The organism is Streptomyces acidiscabies, from assembly GCF_020010905.1.
Lineage (GTDB): Bacteria > Actinomycetota > Actinomycetes > Streptomycetales > Streptomycetaceae > Streptomyces > Streptomyces acidiscabies.
In genome coordinates this window covers 1,239,184-1,257,280 of sequence record NZ_JAGJBY010000001.1, presented here as the reverse complement: position 1 = coordinate 1,257,280, position 18,097 = coordinate 1,239,184, and the positions used below count along the sequence as shown (strand labels likewise).

The window sequence follows — 18,097 nt, the reverse complement described above, 5'->3', positions numbered from 1 at the left end:
CTTCCGAAGCCGACGCCACGCCTGAGGCCGACGCCTCGCCCGAAGCCCACGCCGACCCCGACACCCCCCTCCTCCACTCCACCGACGACCACGGCATCACCCGCCTCACCCTCAACCGGCCCGAGGCCCTCAACGCCCTGACACCAGCCCAACGGGACGCCATCATCGGCCGGTTGGCGGACGCCTCGGCCGACCCCGCCGTACGGGTCGTCGTCCTGACCGGCACCGGTCGCGGCTTCTGCGCGGGTGCCGATCTGCGGGGCGGCCCCGCGAAAGAGGTGCTGCCCGGGGACGTGTCGCGGACCCTGCGGCTGGGGGCTCAGCGGCTCGTCGCCGCCGTACTCGACTGCGAGAAACCCGTGATCGCGGCGGTGAACGGGACGGCGGCGGGGCTGGGGGCGCATCTCGCCTTCGCCTGTGATCTCGTGCTCGCCGCCGAATCGGCCCGTTTCATCGAGGTGTTCGTGCGCCGGGGGCTCGTTCCCGACGCGGGCGGCGCCTATCTTCTGCCCCGGCTGATCGGGCCGCATCGCGCCAAGGAGCTGATGTTCTTCGGGGATTCGCTGTCGGCGCCGGAGGCCGAGCGGCTCGGTCTGGTCAACAGGGTCGTGCCGGACGGGGAGTTGGTGAAGACGGCGCAGGAGTGGGCGGCCCGGCTGGCCACCGCTCCCACCCGTTCCCTCGCCCTCACCAAGCAACTCGTCAACTCCTCCCTCGACTCCGACCGCGCCACCGCGTTCGCCGCCGAGGCCGCCGCGCAGGAGATCAACATGACAACGGCGGACGCCCGGGAAGGACTGCGGGCGTTCGTGGAACGCAGGAGCCCTGAATTCAGGGGACGTTGACCCCGAGTCGGGCGGGCCTGAGGATGCGCAGGTCGCCCGCATCGGGATCGCCGAACAGCACGAACAACTCCGGTGAGTCCGCCGTACCGCCGACGACCCAGTACGTGTCCGCGCCGCACCCCTCAAGGCGTACGACCGCACCGTCTCGTTCCTCGGGGCCCTCGCCGTCGTACCCGTCGTAGCGGCCCTCGGTGTCGAGGAACCACGTGCCGGTCGCGTCGCAGACGTCGTAGACCTTGTCGGCGGACCAGTCCCCGTCGGGCCGCTGAGCGGGCAGGGCGTTCGCCTCGGCGCGGCCTCCTGGACGCAGGTCCAGTTCCGCGCCGTCCGCGCCGCGCCAGACGCCGGTGAGGCGGTCGGTGGAGAGCCGGGGTGGGTCGTACTCAGGTATTAGACCTGCCGTATCAGCCGCGAACACCCCCGTGAGTACTACGCCGAACAGGGCCACCGAGGCGGGGACCGAGCGCCACCACACGCCTCCGGCGGACCACGGGTGGCTCCTACGGCGTAGTACCAGGACCGCGAGCATCGGGAGGATGCCGAGCGCAGTCAGGGCAGCGGCGGTCGGGAACAAAGGAGCGCTGAGGGTGAGGGTCGCGATCGTCGCCCACAGCGCGCTCACGAGCGCCGTAGCTCCCAGGTAGTACGACCACCCACCCTTGAGAGCCGCGAGCGTTCCGGCGGGGCGGGCGAGCAGGGCCGTCTGAAGCATGCCGGTGACCGGTACCCACAGCGGGGCGAACAGGAGGACGCAGGCCCAGCCGAGGCTGGGCGGGGTGATGCCGTAGTCGTCCTGGCCCGAGGACAGGGCCACCCAGACGACGAGGGCCGCCGGTATCTGTGCCGCTGCCGTCGCCGCAGCCACATGCGTGTCGACAGGCGTCCAGCTCAGCCGGGCCGCCCGCAAGGTCCCCCACCTCATGAGGGGGAGCGTATGCGGGGCGCGCAAAGAAGGGTTCACCACCCCTTCCGACCTGACGCTCCGTCAGCTTCAATGGGAGGGTGATGGGACACGCAGGCGCTGCGGCTGCCGCAGTCCGCTATCTGAGGGCCCTGCCGGGCGGCGGGGCGGCCGAGGGGCCGTCGAGACCGCGACCGGAGCTGCGGTGCGTACGGGACGGCGAGGGCGCGCCGGTCGACCAGACGGTCTTCCGGCAGGTGCTCGGGAACTTCGCGAGCGGGGTGACCGTTGTCACGGCACCGGCTCCCGCGGAAATGGAAGGAGCGTCCCCCGCCGGGTTCGCCTGCCAGTCCTTCTCCTCCCTCTCCCTCGACCCGCCCCTCGTCGTGTTCATGGTCGCCCGCACCTCCACGACCTGGCCCCGCATCGCCCGCGCCGGCGTCTTCTGCGTCAACGTCCTCGCGGACGACCAGTCCGACCTGTGCCGCGCCTTCGCCCGCAGCGGCACGGACAAGTTCGCCGGGGTGCCGTACGACGCGGCCCCCGCCAGCGGGTCCCCCCGCCTCGCCGGCGCGCTCGCGTGGGTGGACTGCACGATCCAGGTGGTCCACACGGGCGGCGACCACCTCATCGTCGTGGGCAGGGTGGACGCGCTGGGGACGATGGGCGGGGAGCGGGGGCCGCTGCTGTTCCATCGGGGGCGGTTCGTCTAGGACCCCGGCGGGCTCCAACTTCCGTACGCCTCCTGCGACTTGGCCGCTCCTCATGCGCCCGCCCGCCGGATCACGCCATCGCGAGCGTCACCCCCCGCCGCCGTATCACCAGCGCCATCAGCGCCGCCGCCGCGCACAGCGCTCCCGACGCGTACCAGACCATGTCGTACGAGCCGAAGACGTCCCGCGCGACGCCGCCGAGGAAGGCGACCAGGGCCGCGCCGACCTGGTGGGACGCGAGGACCCAGCCGAAGACGATGGCCGAGTCGTCGCCGTAGTGCTCTCGGCACAGGGCGAGGGTGGGCGGGACGGTGGCGACCCAGTCGAGGCCGTAGAAGACGATGAAGAAGATCATCGGGGGGTGGACGGTCGCCGCGAGCAGCATCGGCAGGAAGAGGAGCGAGACGCCGCGCAGCGCGTAGTAGACCGCGAGGAGGCGGCGCGCGTCGAAGCGGTCGGTGAACCAGCCGGAGGCGATCGTGCCGGCGACGTCGAAGACGCCGATCACCGCGAGGAGCGAGGCGGCGGCCGTCACGGGCATGCCGTGGTCGTGCGCGGCGGGCACGAAGTGGGTCTGGATCAGGCCGTTGGTCGACGCGCCGCAGATCGCGAAGGTGCCCGCGAGCAGCCAGAACGGGCCCGTGCGCGCCGCCTTGGACAGCACGGTCAGCGCGCGCCGCGCCGCGCCTGTGACGGGCGGCGGCTTCTCGACGTACGCCTTCGCGCCGTACGGCTCGATGCCGACGTCCGCCGGGTGGTCGCGCAGCAGCAGCCAGACGAAGGGGACGACGGTCAGCGCGGCGAGCGCGACGGTCACCGCGGCCGGGCGCCAGTCGTAGCGGGTCACCATCCAGGACAGCAGCGGCAGGAAGATCAGCTGGCCCGACGCGGACGCGGCGGTGAGGATGCCGCTGACCAGGCCGCGGCGCTCGGTGAACCACCGGTCGGTGACGGTCGCCGCGAACGCCAGCGCCATCGAGCCGGAGCCGAGGCCGACCAACAGACCCCAGTACAGCATCAGTTGCCAGGCCGCCGTCATCCATACGGTGAGTCCGGAGCCGATCGCTATCACCGTCAGCGCGACGGCTACGACCCGGCGGATGCCGAAGCGGTCCATCAGCGCCGCCGCGAACGGCGCGGTCAGGCCGTACAGCGCGAGGTTGACGGACACGGCCGCGCCGATCGTCCCGCGCGACCAGCCGAACTCGTCGTGCAGGGGGTCGATCAGCAGGCCCGGCAGGGAACGGAAGGCCGCCGCGCCGATGATCGTGACGAAGGTGACGGCGGCTACGAACCAGGCGCGGTGGATACGGCGTTTGGCGCGGGGCGCGGGCGGGTGTTTGGCTGCGGGGAGTTCGGGGCTGGAGGGGCCAGTCGCGGACGGCCCGGCAGCGGACGAGGCTGCTCCGGACGGCCCGGCTGCGGACGAGGCGGCGGACGGCCCTGCGGCAGCGAGCCTGCCTGCGGACAGCCCTGCCGTGGAGGGGCCGCCCGTCGTGGAGGGGCCCGTCGTGGAGGGGCCCGTCGTGGAGGGGCCCGTCGTGGAGGGGCCCGTCGTGGACAGCTCGGCTGCGGACACCCCGGCGACAGCGGGCCCGGCTTCTGACGGCCCGGCCGCAAGGGATCCGGTCGCGGACGACCTGGCTGCGGGCACCCCCGCCACGGACGGCCCCGCAGCAGAAGTCCCCACCACGGACGCCCCCGCAGCAGAAGCCCCCGCCCCGGACGCCCCCGTCACAGAGCGCCCCGCCGCGTACGGCCCGTCCGCCGAAGTCTCGGTTGTCTGAGTCACGTCACTCAGCATCGGCCCCCCGCTCCCCCGCATCGACTGGCCCGAAGGACACGGTTCGCTAGGATCGGGCCATGAGCCCCGGCAGCGCACGGGCCTTCCGCCCGCACCACGTGGTCGTCCTCGCCCTCGACGGCATCCTCCCTTTCGAACTCGGCATCCCCCACCGGATCTTCGGCCGCCCCAGGGACGCGCGGGGCCGGCACCTGTACGAGGTGATCACCTGCTCGGTCCGCCCGCCGGGCCCGGTCCGTACGGACGCCGACTTCTCAATCATGGTCGAGCACGGCCCGGAGGCGCTGGCCGAGGCCGACACCGTGATCGTCCCCGCCTCCTACCAGCTGGGCCCGGTCTTCAAGGAGGGCGTGCTCACCCCGGAGCTGGAGTCCGCCCTCGCGCGCATGCGCCCCGGCGCGCGCCTCGCGTCGATCTGCACGGGCGTGTACGTCCTCGCCGCCGCCGGCCGTCTCGACGGGCGCCCCGCGACGACCCACTGGTCCGACGCCGAGCACCTCCAGCGGCTCTTCCCGCGCGTGGCCGTCGACCCGAACGTCCTGTTCATCGACGACGGCGACGTCCTCACCTCGGCCGGTGTCGCCGCCGGGATCGACCTGTGCCTGCACATCGTGCGCCGCGACCACGGCGCCGCCGTCGCCAACGAGGTCGCCCGCCGCACCGTCGTCCCCCCGTACCGCGACGGCGGCCAGGCCCAGTACATCGAGCGCCCCGTCCCCGACGCCCGCCAGGCCAGCACGACCGCCGCCCGCGCGTGGGCGCTGGCCCGCCTCCACGAGCCGATCCAGCTGCGCGACATGGCCGCTCAGGAGGCGATGTCCGTCCGTACCTTCACCCGCCGCTTCCGCGAGGAGTCCGGTGTCAGCCCCGGCCAGTGGCTCACTTCCCAACGCATCGAACACGCCCGTCACCTCCTCGAATCCACCGACCTCTCCATCGACCGCATCGCCCACGACGCGGGCTTCGGCACGGCCCAGTCGATGCGCCAGCATCTACAGACCGCCCTGGGCGTCACGCCGTCGGCTTATCGCCGGACGTTCCGGGGGGACCGGGACGCCGCCGACAGCCCCCGCCTCCCCGGCGGCCCCCGCGACCACGACACCGCCACGCACTGACCGCCCCGCGCGGTACGCCTCCCCGGCCCACCCGACCACGCTCAGCAGCAGGATCAGCACCACCCCGGCCAGCACCGCCGAGGACGGTTCCATCACCTTCAGCAGGAGCCCGGCGAGGGAGCCGGTCGCCGCGTACCCCGCGCCCGCCGACGCGTACATGACCGAGTAGCCGGCGGCCAGCGCGCCCGGCGGGAGGGCGTCGCGCAGGGCCAGGTTGCGGGTGACCGTCGCGCCCGCCTGGAACATGCCGCCCGCGCAGAGCGCCGCCCCGACGGCCACCGGGTGCGTGGCCAGGGCGACCAGCGTCACGCACGCCGCCATCGCCGTCGTCAGGACCAGTCCGCGGGTCCGCAGCAGCCCCGGCCAGTTCCGCAGCCCGTACACGAACGCGCCGAGCCCGGCGGCGACCGCCATCGCCGCCAGCAGCGGACCCGACCAGCCGACGCCGATGCCGCGCTGTTCGAGCAGGGCGGGGAGGGTGAGTTCGGCGAGGCCCAGCATCGTCAGGCTCGCCGCGCCCGTGACGTACACCGGCCAGGCCCCGGCCAGCACGCGCACGCGGGAACCCTCCGTACGCTCCGCCCCTCCGACGCCCCACGCGGCCGGCAGCAGCCACAGGCCCGCGACCGAGGCGGCCATCAGGGCGGCCCCGAGCAGCAGCGGGACCTCCGGGGCGACGCCGAGCGCGAGACCGGCGACGGCGGCCGGGGAGAGCGCCCACACGCCGGACAGCAGCATCGACTCGGCGGACAGCGCCTGGGCGGCGGCCCGCTCGGGGACCAGCTCGGTCAGCAGCGTCCGCAGTCCGCCCGCGGAGGCGGCGGGCGCGCCCCCGGCCAGGAACGCGAACGCGGCGAGGACGACGGAGTGCGCGCCCGGGAGGACGCCGAGCCCCGCGAAGCCGACGGCCCCGCCCGCGAGCCCCGCGGCCAGCTGGGCCCGCGCCCGCTCCGCCCGCAGCCGCATCCCCAGCACCGGCGCCCCGACGATCTCCCCGAGCACGAACGCCGCCGCGAGCACCGCACCCAGCGTGTAACCCCCGGGCCGCTCGCGCGCCAGGAACACCAGCGCGAGCGGCGCCATGGCCACCGGCATCCGTGCGCCGACGGACACGGCGGACCAGGTCAGGACCGGTCGGGTGGCGAGGTCTCGGTAGCTCATGCGACAACGGTAGGTGCCGGGACTGACAACGCTCCGTAATTTTTCCCGGCCTGTGGATAACTCCGAGTGTGCGCATGTCAACGCCTGTGTCGACGGCCGTACAAGCCTTCTTCAGAACGTCAGCACCGCCCGAGCCACCCTCCCCTCCTCCGCGTCCACCCGCGCCTTCTCGAAGTCCTCGATCGGGTAGGTCCGGGTGACCAGTTCGTCCAGCAGGAGGTGGCCGGAGCGGTACAGGTCCGTGTAGAGGGGGATGTCGCGCTGGGGGCGGGAGGAGCCGTAGCGGCAGCCCAGGATGGACTTGTCCAGGAAGAGGGAGGTGACCGGGAAGGACGCCTCGGCCGTGGGGGGCGGAGTGCCCAGGAGGATCGCCTGGCCGTGGCGGTCCAGGAGGTCGATCGCGGCTCGGACCAGGGTGGTGCGGCCCACGCATTCGAAGACGTGGTCGGCGCCGCCAGGGAGAAGGTCCCGCACCGCTTCCGTCGAGGTCACGAAGTCCGTCGCGCCGAAGGTACGGGCCGTCTCCTCCTTCGCCGGGTTCGTGTCGACCGCGACGATCCGCAGGGCGCCGGCTATGCGGGCGCCCTGGAGGACGTTGAGGCCGATGCCGCCGGTGCCGATGACCACGACGCGGTCGCCCCGGTCTACGCGGGCGCGGTTGAGGACAGCTCCTACGCCGGTCAGGACGCCGCAGCCGATGAGGGCGGCCGAGGTGAGGGGGACGTCCTTGGGGATGCGGACCGCCTGGACGGCCTTGACGACGGTGCGTTCGGCGAAGGCCGAGTTCGCGGCGAACTGGTGGACCGGCGTGCCCGCGCGCGTGAAGGGGCGTTTCGGGCGGCCGATGGAGTGCCGGCACATCGTCGGGCGGCCCCGGTCGCACTCCGCGCACGCCCCGCAGTTGGCCAGCGTCGACAGCGCGACGTGGTCGCCGGGCGCCACGTGCGTCACCCCCGCGCCGACGGCCTCGACGACCCCGGCGCCCTCGTGCCCGAGGACGACCGGCACGGGGAAGGGGATCGTGCCGTCGACGACGGACAGGTCGCTGTGGCACAGTCCCGCGGCGGAGATCGCGACCAGCACCTCCCCCGGCCCCGGCTCCCGTACGTCGAGGTCCCGCACGACCTCGACTCGGCTCCCGTCGAACACGACACCCCTCATCGCACCGCTCCCCTCTTCGGCAGACCGAGCACCCGCTCGGCGATGATCGTGCGCTGCACCTCGTCGGAGCCGCCGTAGATCGTGTCGGCCCGCGAGAACAGGAACTCCCGCTGTCCTTCGTCCAGTTCGTACGGCGCCTCGGGCGCCCACGCGCCGGGCCCGACGGCGGCCCCGGCCCCCCGCACCAGCACCCCCAGCTCCCCGAGCCGCTGGTGCCAGCCGCCCCACAGCAGCTTGGCGACGCTGGTGGCGCCCGCCTCCTGCGCGCCGCCCAGCGTCCGCAGCGCGTTCCACCGCATGACCCGCAGCTCGGCCCACGCGCGCACCAGCCGTTCGCGGACGACGGGATCGGCGTCGGCCCCCGTCCGCGCCGCCGTCTCCAGGACCCGCCCCAGCTCCTCGGCGAACCCGATCTGCTGGGCGAGCGTGGAGACGCCCCGCTCGAAGCCGAGCAGGCTCATCGCGACCCGCCAGCCGTCGCCGGCGGCCCCGACGACGTGTTCCCCGGCGGCGAACGCCCCGTCGAAGAACACTTCGTTGAACTCGCTGGTGCCGGTCATCTGGCGAATGGGCCGTACGTCGATCCGGCCCGGCTGGTCCATGGGGACCAGGAGAAAGGTGAGCCCTTTATGGCGCGCGGATTCCGGGTCGCTGCGGGCGAGGACGAAACACCAGTCGGCGTCGTGCGCGAGGGAGGTCCAGATCTTCTGGCCGGTGATGCGATATCCGCCCGCGCAGGATTCGGCGCGGGTGCGGATTCCGGCGAGGTCGGATCCCGCGCCGGGTTCGCTGTAGCCCTGGCACCACAATTCCTCGCCGGCCGCGATCGGGGGCAGGAATCTGGCTTTCTGCGCGGGAGTTCCGTGCGCGAGGAGCGTGGGCGCGAGGAGGTTCTCCCCGATGTGCCCGGAGCGCGCGGGAGCGCCCGAGCGCGCGTACTCCTCGGCCCACACGACCTGCCTCGTCAGAGGCTCGGGCCGGTTGCCGTACCCGCCCTCGCCCCAGCCGATCCCGATCCGCCCGGCGGCGCCGAGCGTGCGCTCCCAGGAGCGCCGGTCCACGGCCGACGGGACGTGCGCGACGAGCCAGGCGCGCACCTCGGTACGGAAGTCGTCGGCACCGAATTCGAAATCCACGATCCCCTCCTCACGCGTTGGGACGGTTTCCCTCCGCCGCCGCTTTCCTCATCTCCGCCAATTTCTCCAGCAGGGGCATCGGTTCCGTCCCGACACTCCCCGGCAGCACCTCGGCGATCCGCTCCGGTGTCCAGCCGCCTTGCGAGAACGCCGCCCGCACTTCTTTCGGCTGCGCCCACACCGCAATCTTGGCACCGGCGACCGTATAGACCTGTCCAGTTATCCACAGGTCGCGCGCCCGGTTGGACAAAAGGAAAATCACCATCGCGGCGACGTCCTCGGGTTCGCCCATCTCCGCGAGTTCCATCGGCACCCCGGCCGACATCCGGGTCCGGGCGACGGGCGCGACGGCGTTCGCGATCACGCCGTACTTGTGCAGCCCGAGGGCCGCGCTGCGCACCAGCGAGATGATCCCGCCCTTCGCGGCGCTGTAGTTGGCCTGCGAGACGGAGCCCTGGTGGTTGCCGCTGGTGAACCCGATGAGCGACCCGGAGCCCTGTCGGCGCATCACGGCGGAGGCGGCCCTGAACGCCGTGAACGTGCCCTTGAGGTGCGTCGCGACGACCGGGTCCCACTCGTCCTCGGTCATGTTGAACAACATGCGCTCGCGCAGGATCCCGGCGACGCAGACGATCCCGTCGAGCCGCCCGTACGTCTCCACGGCGACGTCGACGACCCGTTGCCCGCCGGCCATCGTCGAGATGTCGTCGGCGACGGCGACGGCCTCCCCTCCGGCGGCGGTGATCTCTTTGACGACGCCCTCGGCGACCTCGCTCGTGGGTGAGGCGCCGTCCACAGCCACGCCGTAGTCGTTGACGACGACCCGCGCGCCCTCGCGCGCGGCGGCCAGCGCGACGGCCCGTCCGATCCCCCGTCCCGCGCCGGTGACGGCGACGACCTTGTCGGCCAAGAAGTTCCCCACGACCCGCCCCTTCCACGGTTTCTGACGGACCGTTAGATTTTATGGCGCGGCCAACCGCCGAGGACAAGCCCCGGGAGGCACCGGATGACACTGCCGGAGGAGTTCCACGAGATCGCCAAACGCGTGAACAACTGGGGGCGTTGGGGCGCGGACGACGAGATCGGCACGCTCAACCTGATCACCGGCGACGTCGTACGGCGGGCCGCCGCCGAGGTGCGCGACGGGCGCCGGGTGCCGCTCGCGCTGCCCCTCAAGGAGGACGGCGTGCAGACCGGGGCGATCCCCGGGCGCGTCAACCCGCTGCACGCGATGACGCAGATCAACCAGGAGATCTTCGGCCCCGGCACGGTGGCGTGCAGCGACGACGCGGTGACCATGGGACTGCAGGCCGGCACCCACTGGGACGCGCTGACGCACGTCTCGCACTCGGGGCGGATCTACAACGGGCGCCCGGCGGGCACGATCACCGCGCACGCGGGCGCGGCCTTCAGCGGCATCGCCACCGCGCGGCACGTCGTCTCACGGGGCGTGCTGCTCGACGTCGCCCGCGCGCGGGGCGTCGAGAAGCTGGACGGCGGACACGCGGTCACGCCTCAGGACCTGGCGGCGGCCGAGGAGTTCGGCAAGGTGCGCGTGCGCGCGGGGGACGTCGTCCTCGTACGGACCGGGCAGGTGCGGGTGTATCTCGGCGGGGACCGGCACGCGTACGCGTACCCGTCGCCGGGGCTGTCGGTGCGGACGCCGGAGTGGTTCCACGCGCGGGACGTCGCCGCCGTCGCGAACGACACGCTGACCTTCGAGATCTTCCCGCCGGAGATCGAGGACCTGTGGCTGCCGGTGCACGCGCTCGACCTGGTCGAGATGGGGATGCTCCAGGGGCAGAACTGGAATCTGGAAGAGTTGTCCACAGCCTGTGGAGAAACCGGGCGGTACGCGTTCCTGCTGTCGGCGATGCCGGAACCGTTCGTCGGCGCGACCGGCACACCCGTGGCGCCCGTCGCGGTCCTCTGAGCGCTCTCCCGTACGCACCGGACGGCGGCACGCCGCGCCCGCCCCGAGCACGGCACCGCGCACCGCCGTCCGGACTCGGCGCGCCCGCCCTGCGTCCCCTCGCCCCGAGAGGGAACCGACGCCGAATCAACGACCCACACTCGCCGAGGACTTCCGTCACCGAAGCCCTCGCCGTCCCCTCGCGGCGAATCGCTGACCACAAGCGTGATCAAACGGACACGTCACGTCAACACCCTCTCAGGGTTTTGTGGTTGTACGCTCGCTTCGCGCCGGGCGCGCACGGAAGCACGGCCGGGCGCACCGCCCGGCCCTCGCCGTGCGGATCGGGCACACGTACGCGCACGCGGGTCACACGGCGCCGTAGGCCAGCCCCTCGAAGATCCCCAGCGCCCGCCCGCACTCCGCCGCGACGTGCCCCTGTGCCTGCGCGGGACGGTCGAGTTCGCACCAGATTCGTTTGCCGGCCCCCTCGGCGGCCCACCCCCAGCGGTCGGCGAGCCCGTCGACGAGGGCGAGGCCGCGCCCGCCGGTGGCGTCGTCGGTCGCGCAGCGGGGCACAGGAGCCCTCTCGCTGCCGTCGGCGACCTCCAGGCGCACCGTGGCCGCGCCGACCGCCTCACCGGGCAGACAGAGGCTCAGGACGGCCGGACGGCCGGTGTGCACGACGGCGTTGGTGACCAGTTCGGAGACGATCAGCGCGAGCGTCTCGGCGAGCGCGTCGTCGTCGGCCAGCGCCGACCCGGCCAGGCGCGCGCACGCCCATCTGCGGGCCCGCCCCACCTCCGCGGGGTCGGGCCGGATCTCCAACTGCGTCTGAAGCACCTGCACCGCTCACACCATCCGAACCGGCGGACACAGCCCCGCGCGCCACGACGGCGACGTGCCCACCATGACGACGAGGGCCACGATCGTAGCCATTTCCCGCGCGCCCCCGGCAACGGCCCGAGGCATCGTGACAGAACGTGAATCCCTTGCAGAACAGCTTGATCGACGTTCCGTCACCCCGACGAGCGCTTCGGGCATATTCCAGCGTGAAGGAGTACCCGTGCGGCATACTGTGCGACCCCCCTCTGCGGAAGTCGGACAGGCGACACCGGGGCGGCTCACACCCGGAACCACTCGCATCCCCCGAAGGTACCGGAGCGGATCCCCGACTCCACACCGTGACGGGTCACGTGCGGGACACAACCAGGTATCGACACACCGTCATCGCCCGTTGCCACAATCGTCGACATCCGTACACCGCGCCCCCGCGCGCAGCACCGTCCCCGCAGGCCACGGCGGTGTCAGCCGGCCCCGGAGAGCAGCTCCCGCGCGAGGAGTTCCTCGCTCTCGCGCGCCCCTCCCGCCCGCCTCGCCCGCACCCACGCGCGCTTGAGCAACAGATGTACGTCCGCCTCCCAGGTGAACCCCATCCCGCCGAACACCTGGAGGCAGTCCCGCGCGCCCTGTACGGCGGCCTCGTCGGCGAGCACCCGCGCGCACGCGATGTCGACGGCGTCCCCGGTGACCGACGCCGCGTACACCGCCGCGCGCGCGACCTCCACGCGCACCAGCGCCTCGGCGCACAGGTGCTGCACGGCCTGGAACGCGCCGATGGGACGCCCGAACTGCTCGCGCGTACGCGCGTGGTCGACGGCCAGCTCGCAGGCGCGCACGGCGGTGCCGAGCTGCTCGGCGGCGGTGAGGAGAACGGCGACCGGGTCACCCGCGCGCGGGGCGGCGACGGGAACGCGGTGCAGCGGCGTCAGCGGGTCGACCGACCGCATCGCGACAGCCTCCCCCACCCCGATCGCACCGCCCTCCCCGACCACGACATCCGCCTCCGCCCACCACTCCACGATCCCCCCGTCGACCATCGCGACGACGGTCTCCCCCTCCGCCGCCCCCGGCACCACCCCCGCCGCAAGGTGCGTCGCCACCAACGGCCCCGGCAGCAGCGCCCGTCCGGCCTCCTCGAACGCCAGCACCGCCTCCGGCAGCCCGAGTCCGACCCCGCCGTCCGCCTCGGGCAGCCGCAGCGCGAAGAAACCGGCCTCCCCCAGGGCCCGCCACAGCCCCCGGTCCAGCACGGGTTTCCCCACGGCGGCCCGCAGCGCGTCGGGCCCGAAGCGCCGGTCGAGCACCTCACGCACGCCCGCGCGCAGGGCACGCTGATCGTCGGTCAGCCGGAATCTCACAAGTCCCTCCCCGTCAGCGCCCCTTGGGCAGCCCCAGCACCCGTTCCGCCACGATCGTCCGCTGGATCTGCGACGTCCCCGCCGCGATCGTGTACGACAGCGACGACAGCCGCTCCAGCACCCACGGCCGGTCCAGATCCAGCGCCCCGTCGCCCAGCACCTCGGCGGCGGCGTCGTACAGCTCCTGGCGCGCGTGCGAGAAGCGCAGCTTGAAGACCGAGCCCCCCACCCCGGGCACGCCGTTCGCGGTCGCCTCCGAGACGTTCCACTGGACGAGCCGCCACAGCGCCCGCAGCTCGGCGTCCAGGCGGCCCAGACGGCGCCGTAGGGCCGGATCGTCCCAGCGGCCGACCGCCAGGGCCTCGCGGGCGAGTTCGGCCAGCACACGGCGACAGGCGACCACCTCGCCGGCGAAGGCGGTGCCACGCTCGAAGGAGAGCGTGACCATCGTGACGCGCCAGCCGTCGTTCTCGTCGCCGACCCGGTTCGCGACCGGCACCGGCACGTCGTCGAGGAACACCTCGGCGAACTCGGCGGACCCGGCGAGCGTGCGCAGCGGCCGTACGGTGATGCCCGGCGCGTCCATCGGCATCGCGAGCCAGGTGATGCCCCGGTGCTTGGGGGCGTCCGGGTCGGTGCGCACGAGGAGTTCGCACCAGTCGGCGACCTCCGCGTGGGACATCCAGATCTTGGAGCCGGTGACCCGGTAGACGTCGCCGTCGCGCCGCGCACGCGTGCGCAGGGAGGCGAGGTCGGAGCCGGCGTCCGGTTCGCTGAACCCCTGGCACCAGACCTCCTCGCCGCGCAGGATCGGCTCCAGCCAGCGTTCCCGCTGCTCGGCCGTGCCCTCGGCGGCGATCGTCGGGCCCGCGTGCAGGAGGCCCACGAAGCCCGCGCCCACGTAGGGGGCGCCGGCCCGCTCGGTCTCCTCCAGGAAGATCAGGCGGACCGTCGGGGAGGCGTCCCAGTGCACGTGCGCGTAGCCGGCGTCGTACAGCCTGCGCTGCCAGCCGAGGTCGTACGCGCGCCGCGCGGGCCAGTCGTCCGGCGACGGCTTCGGCGGCAGCAGGGGCAGCGTTTCCGTCAGCCACGCGCGCAGGCGCGCGCGGAACTCCTCCTCCTCGGGCGTGTACGCGAGGTCCATGCGCGCTACTTGTCGAGGTCCAGGTCGAGCATGCGGATCGCGTTGCCGCGCATCAGCTTGTAGGTCGTCTCCTCGTCGAGTCCCTCGACGTGCTCCAGGGCGATCTGTTTGGTGTGCGGGAACGTCGAGTCGACGTGCGGGTAGTCCGTCTCGAAGGTGGCGTTGTCGCGGCCGACGACGTCGATGGAGGCGACGCCGTGCTTGTCGCGGAAGAAGCAGCAGAAGATCTGCCGGTAGTAGTACGTCGACGGCGGTTCGGGGACCAGGTCGCGGACGCCGCCCCACGCGCGGTGTTCCTCCCAGACGTCGTCGGCGCGCTCCAGGGCGTACGGGATCCAGCCCATCTGCCCCTCGGAGTAGGCGAGTTTGAGGCGCGGGAAGCGCACCAGGACGCCGCTGAAGAGGAAGTCCATCATCGACGCCATGGCGTTGTTGAACGACAGGGCCGCCTGGACGGCCGGCGGCGCGTCGGGGGAGGCGGCGGGCATCTGGGAGGACGAGCCGATGTGCATGTTGACGACCGTCCCGGTGTCCTGGCAGGCCGCGAAGAAGGGGTCCCAGTAGCCGGAGTGGATGGACGGCAGGCCGAGGTGGGTGGGGATCTCGGAGAACGTCACGGCGCGCACCCCGCGCGCGGCGTTGCGCCGGATCTCCTCGACGGCGAGGCCGATGTCCCACAGGGGGATCAGGCAGAGCGGGATGAGCCGTCCGCCACTGCCGCCGCACCACTCCTCGACCATCCAGTCGTTGTAGGCGCGCACGCACGCGAGGGCGACGTCCTTGTCCTGCGCCTCCGCGAAGGTCTGCCCGCAGAAGCGCGGGAAGGACGGGAAGCACAGGCTCGCCTCGACGTGGTTGAGGTCCATGTCCTTGAGCCGCTCGACCGGGTCGTAGCAGCCGGGGCGCATCTCCGCGCGTGTGATGCCCTCCAGGGTCATGTCGTCGCGGTCGAAGCCGACGGCGGCGATGACGCGCTTGTAGGGGAATTTGAGGCCCTCGTAGATCCACCAGTCGGCGGGCGGCCCGTCCGGGTCCATCGTGATCTGGTACTTGCCGCCGATGTAGGCCAGTTCACCGATCCCGGCGGTCAGCGGCTTCGGCCCGTGCTCCCGGTACTTCGCCGGCAGCCAGGTCTCGAAGAGGTGCGCCGGCTCGATCACGTGGTCGTCGACGCTGACGATGCGCGGCAGCTCGCCCATGAGGCCCCCACTCCCGATATCTGATGGACCGTCAGATCCTGTCGTCACGCGCAGACTAGCCCCGCACCCCTGGACCGACAAGGCGCACGCTCCTACGATCTGACGATCCGTCAGAGAAGCAGGGGGTCCGAAGTGACCGACACCGCGCACGCGCTGAGCTCCGCCCGCACCCTCTGGGAACTCCTCGACCGCCGCGCCGCCCTCACCCCCGACCGCCCGGTGCTCCTCCAGGACGACCGCGCGCTGACGTTCGGCGAGCTGCGCGACGGCGCCGAGCGCACGGCGGCCGGCCTGTACGGCATGGGGGTGCGCCCCGGCACGGTCGTCGCCTGGCAGCTCCCCACCCGGATCGAGACGGCCGTCCTGTCCTTCGCGCTCGCGCGCCTGGGCGCCGTCCAGAGCCCCGTGATCCCGTTCTACCGGGACCGCGAGGTCGGCTTCGCGCTGCGGGAGTCCAGGGCCGAGTTCTTCGCCGTGCCGGGCGTCTGGCGGGACTTCGACCACACCGGCCTGGCACGGCGGCTCGGCGCGAAGGGGATCTTCGAGGCGTACGACCGGCTGCCCACCGGAGATCCGGCCGTTCTGCCTGCTCCGCCCAGCGACGGTTACTCCGTTCGGTGGATCTACTGGACCTCGGGAACGACCTCGGACCCCAAGGGAGTTCTCCACACAGACCGCTCGCTCATCGCCGGGGGTGCCTGCCTCGCCCACGCACTGCGCCTGTCGGAGACGGACGTGGGGTCGATGGCCTTCCCGTACGCCCACATCGGGGGGCCGGACTACATGGTGATGCTGCTGCTCTACGGCTTCCCGGCGGTGATGTTCGAGCGGTTCGCCCTCCCCGAGGCGCTCGGAGAGTTCCGGCGGCACGGCGTGACGGTGGCGGGCGGGTCGACGGCGTTCTACTCGATGTTCCTCGCGGAGCAGCGCAAGCAGCCGGGGACGAAGGTGATCCCGACGCTGAGGCTCCTCGCGGGCGGCGGAGCGCCGAAGCCGCCGGAGGTGTACCACGCGGTGGTACGGGAGCTGGAGGTCCAGCTGACGCACGGATACGGCATGACCGAGGTACCGATGATCACGATGGGCTCGCCGGACGACACCCCGGAGAACCTGGCGACGACAGAGGGGAGACCGCCGGAAGGGATGGAGATACGCATCGTCGACAGCGAGGTGCGGCTGCGCGGGGAGGCCGTCTGCCAGGGGTACCTGGACCCCGAGCAGACCGCCGAGGCATTCGACGCGGACGGGTTCCTGCGCACCGGCGACCTCGGGTACGTCACCCCCACCGGGCACCTCGTCCTCACCGGGCGGCTGAAGGACGTCATCATCCGCAAGGGCGAGAACGTCTCCGCGAAGGAGATCGAGGACCTCCTCGCCGCGCACCCCGGCATCGGGGAGGCCGCGGTGGTGGGGCTGCCGGACGCGGAGCGCGGGGAGTTGGTGTGCGCGGTGGTGGAACCGGCGGACGGACAGGGCGAGTTGAGCCTGGCGGGCGTCGTCGCCTACCTCCGCGAGCAGGGGCTCTCGGCGCACAAGCTGCCGGAGCGGCTGGAGGTGGTCGAAGCGCTGCCGCGCAACGAGACGCTGCGCAAGGTACTCAAGTACAAGCTGCGGGAGCGGTATTCGCAGGGTTGAGAAGGGGACGGGGTGGTGTGATCAACTGTCCGGCGTGGAGACGTTGACGGCGAGTCTCGTGGCGGTGCTGGGGACCCTGCTCGGCGCGGGGCTCACCCACCGGTTCCAGGTCCGGGCGGCCGAGCGGGCGGAGCGCTTCGCGCGCGACGAGCGGCTGCGGCAGGAGCGGATGGCCGCGTACTCCGCGTACGCGGGGGCGCTGGTCACCTACCGGCGGGTGCTGCTGGACCGGTGGTTCCGGCTGCACGAGGACAACGAGCCTCAGGAGGCGCGCCGGGCCCGCCTGGAGGGGTACGCGCAGCGGACGACGGTCCAGGAGGCGCTGTTCCGCGTCCAGATGCTCACGTCGGACGAGGCGCTGGTCGCGCGGGCGCGCGAGGCTCTGGAGCTGACCGACCAGCTGCACAGGGCTCCCGACCGGGCCGAGCTGGAGACACGCCGCGACATCACGCGCGCGGCGGTGACGGCCTTCGTGACCGAGGCCGGGCGGACACTGTGACACCGGGGGCGCTGTAGAGGCGACCGGCTACGCCGACACCTGGCTCGGCAGTTCCTCCTCCGTCGTCGCCTCGTCGAGGCTCGCGTACACGTCGAACAGCCGCCGCACGCCGAGCGCGCCGAAGACCTTGTTAACGTGCGCGTCCTGGCCGCCGCCCGCCGGGAGGACGAGGCGCAGCCGGCCGCCGCAGGAGCGCAGGAGGCGGCGGGCGGCGATGAGGACGCCGACGCCGCTGGAGTCGCAGAACCGGACGCCGGAGAGGTCGAGGACGAGGAGGTGACGGCCCTCGGCCACCTCGTCGTGGACCCGTCGGCGCAGGCTGGTCGAGGTGACCAGGTCCAGTTCGCCCGTCACATGGAGCACGGCCCAGCGGCCCCGCTCCTCACCGGTCACTTTGATCGCCACCACCACGCCCTTCGCTCGCCGGTCCGGAAACGGACGTCCCCCGGAAGCGGTCCCTTCGCTTCCCCTCGTTTCCTTGCAGCGCGGCTGCCCACCGGCCGTTCCCCGAAACACGGGGCGGGAAACGGACACCAGGCGAAGGAGGCTGGTTCCCGTCGCGTCATGTCCGGGCACCACCGGTGCGCGATCCGTGCACGATCGGTCGGGAAATGATCCGTTTCGATCATGGCTTGATCGCGCCGGAACAGGGTAGGCGGCGGACGAGGCGG

16 protein-coding genes are annotated in these 18,097 nt (G+C 72.6%); 6 read left to right on the top strand and 10 right to left on the bottom strand.

Going from position 1 to position 18,097, the window contains the following annotated elements; translation table 11 throughout:
• Positions 1-95: 95 nt before the first annotated feature.
• A complete protein-coding gene (locus tag J8M50_RS06110; RefSeq protein ID WP_050987358.1) occupies positions 96-845 on the top strand; it encodes an enoyl-CoA hydratase/isomerase family protein in 750 nt (249 codons plus the stop codon).
• Here the strand turns inward: J8M50_RS06110 and J8M50_RS06105 are convergent.
• A complete protein-coding gene (locus J8M50_RS06105; RefSeq protein ID WP_029184380.1) occupies positions 832-1,767 on the bottom strand; it encodes a hypothetical protein in 936 nt (311 codons plus the stop codon). The two genes, J8M50_RS06110 and J8M50_RS06105, sit on opposite strands and share 14 nt — an antisense overlap.
• An 83-nt stretch (positions 1,768-1,850) precedes the next feature.
• On the opposite strand from J8M50_RS06105, the gene J8M50_RS06100 reads away from it, so the two are divergent.
• A complete protein-coding gene (locus J8M50_RS06100; protein WP_010357823.1) occupies positions 1,851-2,459 on the top strand; it encodes a flavin reductase family protein in 609 nt (202 codons plus the stop codon).
• 70 nt (positions 2,460-2,529) lie between these two features.
• On the opposite strand, the gene J8M50_RS06095 is transcribed toward J8M50_RS06100, so the two are convergent.
• On the bottom strand, positions 2,530-3,768 hold the full coding sequence (locus J8M50_RS06095; RefSeq protein WP_075661518.1) for an MFS transporter: 1,239 nt from the start codon (positions 3,766-3,768) through the stop codon (positions 2,530-2,532).
• A gap of 554 nt (positions 3,769-4,322) precedes the next feature.
• Here J8M50_RS06095 and J8M50_RS06090 point away from each other — a divergent pair.
• Positions 4,323-5,378: a GlxA family transcriptional regulator gene (locus tag J8M50_RS06090; RefSeq protein WP_010357821.1), complete on the top strand. Its 1,056-nt coding sequence runs from the start codon at positions 4,323-4,325 to the stop codon at positions 5,376-5,378.
• Between the two features lie 1,272 nt (positions 5,379-6,650).
• On the opposite strand, the gene J8M50_RS06080 is transcribed toward J8M50_RS06090, so the two are convergent.
• From J8M50_RS06080 to J8M50_RS06070, 3 genes are read right to left on the bottom strand one after another with little or no spacing between them, the layout of a single operon-like run.
• Positions 6,651-7,700 carry a Zn-dependent alcohol dehydrogenase gene (locus J8M50_RS06080; protein ID WP_010357819.1) on the bottom strand — a complete coding sequence of 350 codons (1,050 nt, stop codon included), beginning with the start codon at positions 7,698-7,700 and terminating at the stop codon, positions 6,651-6,653.
• Positions 7,697-8,836, bottom strand: coding sequence for an acyl-CoA dehydrogenase family protein (locus tag J8M50_RS06075; RefSeq protein WP_010357818.1), 1,140 nt, complete (start codon positions 8,834-8,836; stop codon positions 7,697-7,699). The genes J8M50_RS06080 and J8M50_RS06075 overlap by 4 nt, the downstream gene beginning before the upstream one ends.
• Before the next feature lie 10 nt (positions 8,837-8,846).
• Complete coding sequence (locus J8M50_RS06070; protein WP_010357817.1) at positions 8,847-9,758, bottom strand: SDR family NAD(P)-dependent oxidoreductase; 912 nt, start codon at positions 9,756-9,758, stop codon at positions 8,847-8,849.
• An 84-nt stretch (positions 9,759-9,842) separates the two neighbouring features.
• On the opposite strand from J8M50_RS06070, the gene J8M50_RS06065 reads away from it, so the two are divergent.
• Positions 9,843-10,769, top strand: coding sequence for a cyclase family protein (locus J8M50_RS06065; protein WP_010357816.1), 927 nt, complete (start codon positions 9,843-9,845; stop codon positions 10,767-10,769).
• Positions 10,770-11,117: 348 nt separating this feature from the next.
• On the opposite strand, the gene J8M50_RS06060 is transcribed toward J8M50_RS06065, so the two are convergent.
• The 4 genes from J8M50_RS06060 to J8M50_RS06045 all read right to left on the bottom strand — a co-directional run bounded on the left by J8M50_RS06060 (position 11,118) and on the right by J8M50_RS06045 (position 15,292).
• A complete protein-coding gene (locus tag J8M50_RS06060) occupies positions 11,118-11,597 on the bottom strand; it encodes an ATP-binding protein (protein WP_010357815.1) in 480 nt (159 codons plus the stop codon).
• Between the two features lie 458 nt (positions 11,598-12,055).
• Complete coding sequence (locus J8M50_RS06055; protein WP_010357814.1) at positions 12,056-12,949, bottom strand: acyl-CoA dehydrogenase family protein; 894 nt, start codon at positions 12,947-12,949, stop codon at positions 12,056-12,058.
• A 13-nt stretch (positions 12,950-12,962) separates the two neighbouring features.
• A complete protein-coding gene (locus J8M50_RS06050; protein WP_010357813.1) occupies positions 12,963-14,093 on the bottom strand; it encodes an acyl-CoA dehydrogenase family protein in 1,131 nt (376 codons plus the stop codon).
• A gap of 5 nt (positions 14,094-14,098) precedes the next feature.
• Positions 14,099-15,292: an amidohydrolase family protein gene (locus tag J8M50_RS06045; RefSeq protein ID WP_010357812.1), complete on the bottom strand. Its 1,194-nt coding sequence runs from the start codon at positions 15,290-15,292 to the stop codon at positions 14,099-14,101.
• A 132-nt stretch (positions 15,293-15,424) separates the two neighbouring features.
• Here J8M50_RS06045 and J8M50_RS06040 point away from each other — a divergent pair, with 132 nt between their 5' ends.
• Entirely contained in the window at positions 15,425-16,927 is a 1,503-nt protein-coding gene (locus J8M50_RS06040; RefSeq protein ID WP_010357811.1) for a class I adenylate-forming enzyme family protein, read from the top strand.
• 34 nt (positions 16,928-16,961) lie between these two features.
• Positions 16,962-17,426 carry a plasmid transfer protein KilB gene (kilB, locus tag J8M50_RS06035; RefSeq protein ID WP_029184379.1) on the top strand — a complete coding sequence of 155 codons (465 nt, stop codon included), beginning with the start codon at positions 16,962-16,964 and terminating at the stop codon, positions 17,424-17,426.
• A 27-nt stretch (positions 17,427-17,453) separates the two neighbouring features.
• On the opposite strand, the gene J8M50_RS06030 is transcribed toward kilB, so the two are convergent.
• Positions 17,454-17,837 (bottom strand): STAS domain-containing protein, encoded by a 384-nt coding sequence (locus tag J8M50_RS06030; protein WP_010357808.1) that lies wholly within the window; start codon positions 17,835-17,837, stop codon positions 17,454-17,456.
• Between the last annotated feature and the right edge of the window lie 260 nt (positions 17,838-18,097).

Coding starts and splice junctions, on each gene's coding strand:
- J8M50_RS06105 (WP_029184380.1), bottom strand. CDS start 1,767: ATGAGGTGGGGGACCTTGCGGGCGGCCCGGCTGAGCTGGACGCCTGTC.
- J8M50_RS06100 (WP_010357823.1), top strand. CDS start 1,851: ATGGGACACGCAGGCGCTGCGGCTGCCGCAGTCCGCTATCTGAGGGCC.
- J8M50_RS06090 (WP_010357821.1), top strand. CDS start 4,323: ATGAGCCCCGGCAGCGCACGGGCCTTCCGCCCGCACCACGTGGTCGTC.
- J8M50_RS06080 (WP_010357819.1), bottom strand. CDS start 7,700: ATGAGGGGTGTCGTGTTCGACGGGAGCCGAGTCGAGGTCGTGCGGGAC.
- J8M50_RS06065 (WP_010357816.1), top strand. CDS start 9,843: ATGACACTGCCGGAGGAGTTCCACGAGATCGCCAAACGCGTGAACAAC.
- J8M50_RS06050 (WP_010357813.1), bottom strand. CDS start 14,093: ATGGACCTCGCGTACACGCCCGAGGAGGAGGAGTTCCGCGCGCGCCTG.
- J8M50_RS06045 (WP_010357812.1), bottom strand. CDS start 15,292: ATGGGCGAGCTGCCGCGCATCGTCAGCGTCGACGACCACGTGATCGAG.